A 3,071-nucleotide genomic window follows, 5' to 3' on the forward strand; every position below is an offset into this window, starting at 1 on the left:
GGGGTCTGATGCCGTAGAGTGCAGAATCCTACGCTAAGCTTCGAGAGCTCGTTTTCCGAGATCGCATAGATTGCCGTTGGAAACGACATGCCGGTAGAGTGTGACCGGTTTGATCCCCAGTTCCTCACAGAGTTCAAAAACATGGCGCATCGTACTATCCTCACCGAGCGTCAGCGCTCGGTACTTTTTGATCTTCCGACCGATGAAACGGCGATGTTGCGCCACTACACCCTTGCGGACGACGATCTGGAAATCATCCGCGCCCGCCGCCGCCCCCACAATCGTTTTGGGTTTGCTCTCCAGCTTTGCGCATTGCGCTATCCCGGTCGGTTGTTGACCCCGGGCGAGGTCATTCCAATGGAGATCACGCGCTTCCTGGCAGCGCAGCTTGGGCTGAAGTCAGACGATCTGGCTGGATATGCAAGCCGCGAAGAAACGCGTCATGAACACCTGGCGGCCCTGCGGGATCTCTATGGCTACAAGATGTTCACTGGCCGAGGATCGCGCGACCTGAAGGCCTGGCTGGAGAGAACAGCCGAAACCGCCCGATCGAACGAGGATTTGGCGCGGCGTTTCGTGGAACAATGCCGGGCGACCAAGACCATACTACCAGGGATCACGGTTATCGAACGCCTTTGCGCGGATGCACTCGTTGCTGCAGAGCGACGGATCGACGCTCGGATTGCCGACCGGCTGGATGATGAGATGTGCAGCCGACTTGACGCCTTGCTGACGGAAACGGCGGACGGTTCTGTCACCCGCTTTGTCTGGCTGCGCCAGTTTGAGCTGGGCCAGAACTCGGCCGACATGAACCGGTTGCTCGACCGGTTGGAATTCTTGCAGGCCATGGCCGTGGACAGAAGCATCCTGTCGGGTGTGCCACCCCACCGTATCGCGCGCCTCCGAAGGCAAGGGGAACGATATTTCGCAGGAGATCTGCGGGATATTTCAGGCGACCGCCGCCTTGCCATCCTCGCAGTTTGCGCTTTGGAATGGCGCAGTGCCATTGCCGATGCAGTGGTCGAAAGCCATGACCGGATTGTGGGGAAGACGTGGCGTGAGGCGAAACGCGTATGCGATGCTCGGGCAGATGACGCCAAGGCTGCTTTGAAAGACACCTTGCAGGGCTTCTCAAATTTTGGATCAGCTCTGCTGGAAGCACATGAAGATCAGGCCTCCCTGATGGAGGCCGTCCAAAACGCCGGAGGCTGGTCATCGCTGAGGGGGCTTGTTTCCACCGCCGCCCAACTGACCGACACATTGGCGGCTGATCCACTGGCACATGTTGTTCACGGGTATCATCGCTTCCGACGCTATGCGCCGCGCATGCTCCGGGCGCTCGATATTCAGGCGGCCCCGGTGGCCGAACCGTTGCTTGCCGCCGCCGACATCGTCGCGGGTACGGAAACGACGACTACCCGGCCACTGACCTTTCTGCGCCGGGCTTCGAAATGGCATCGACACTTGAATCACGACGATGGGAACCGGCTTTGGGAGGTGGCGGTCCTGTGCCACCTACGCGACGCATTCCGTGCCGGCGACATCTGGCTCGCACATTCCCACCGGTATGGTGATCTCAAGGACGCGCTGGTTCCGATGGAAGTTGCCAGGGCCACGCCAAAACTGGCCATGCCGTTTGAACCGGAGCTCTGGCTCGCGGATCGAAAATCTCGCATAGCAGATGGCTTGGAACGACTGGCCCGCGCCGCCAGGGCGGGTGCCATTCCGGGAGGTTCTATCGAAGATGGCGTGCTCAAGATCGACCGGCTGACGGCCGCTGTCCCCGAAGAGGCCGATGCCATGGTGCTCGATCTCTACAACCGTCTGCCGGAGATCAGGATCACAGACCTCCTGCTCGAAGTGGATGACGAGATCGGCTTTACCGAGGCCTTCACCCATCTGCGCACCGGCGTTCCATGCAAAGACAGGGTCGGCATGTTGAACGTGCTGCTGGCTGAAGGGCTGAACCTTGGCCTCAGCAAAATGGCTGGGGCCACGAACACCCATGATTATTTCCAGCTCTCGCGCTTGTCGCGCTGGCATGTCGAAAGCGACGCGATGGCACGCGCCTTGGCCATGGTAATCGAAGGTCAATCCGCCTTGCCGATGGCCCGGTTCTGGGGTGGCGGCGTCACCGCGTCCAGTGACGGGCAGTTCTTCCCGACCACGCGCCAGGGCGAGGCGATGAACCTGATCAACGCCAAATACGGCCATGAACCCGGTCTAAAAGCCTATACCCATGTCTCCGACCAGTTCGGCCCTTTCGCCACCCAGACCATCCCGGCCACGGTGAACGAGGCCCCTTACATCCTGGACGGCCTGTTGATGACAGACGCAGGCCAGAAAATCCGCGAACAGTATGCCGACACGGGCGGCTTCACCGACCACGTCTTCGCCGTCACCGCCCTTCTGGGCTTTCAGTTCATCCCCCGCATCCGGGATCTACCTTCCAAGCGCCTTTACCTCTTCGATCCGGCATCCTGCCCAAAAGAACTGAAGGGCCTGATCGGCGGCAAGGTCAGGGAACCCGTCATCAGCTCAAACTGGCCAAACATACTGCGCAGCGCGGCCACGATGGTAGCGGGCGCAATGGCCCCAAGCCAACTCTTGCGGAAGTTTGCATCCTATCCCCGACAGCATGAACTAGCGGTCGCATTGCGCGAAATCGGCCGGATCGAACGGACACTCTTTATCATCGATTGGCTGCTGGATGCCGACATGCAACGCCGAGCCCAAATCGGCCTGAATAAGGGCGAAGCGCATCATGCGCTGAAAAACGCCCTGCGCATCGGTCGCCAGGGTGAGATCCGTGATCGAACAGCCCAAGGCCAGCACTTCCGAATGGCCGGGCTGAACCTCCTCGCCGCAATCATCATCTATTGGAACACAAAGCATCTCGGTCGCGCTGTCGATAGTCGCCACAGTGATGGTTTGGACTGCTCAGCAGACCTGCTAGCGCATATCTCACCCCTCGGGTGGGCGCACATCCTTCTCACCGGCGAATACAGGTGGCCCAAAAGATGACCAAATAGCCTTAGCGTAGGATTCTGCACTCTCCGGCATCAGACCCC

1 protein-coding gene is annotated in these 3,071 nt (G+C 59.9%); it reads left to right on the forward strand.

Going from position 1 to position 3,071, the window contains the following annotated elements; translation table 11 throughout:
* Positions 1-141 precede the first annotated feature (141 nt).
* Positions 142-3,024, forward strand: coding sequence for a Tn3 family transposase (locus R1W01_RS18365; RefSeq protein WP_243614857.1), 2,883 nt, complete (start codon positions 142-144; stop codon positions 3,022-3,024).
* Positions 3,025-3,071 lie beyond the last annotated feature (47 nt).

Source organism: Shimia sp. FJ5 (assembly GCF_032918335.1).
GTDB classification, from domain to species: domain Bacteria; phylum Pseudomonadota; class Alphaproteobacteria; order Rhodobacterales; family Rhodobacteraceae; genus Shimia; species Shimia aestuarii_A.

Excerpts from the sequence above, each read along its gene's own strand:
- R1W01_RS18365 (WP_243614857.1), top strand. The coding sequence starts at position 142 with ATGGCGCATCGTACTATCCTCACCGAGCGTCAGCGCTCGGTACTTTTT.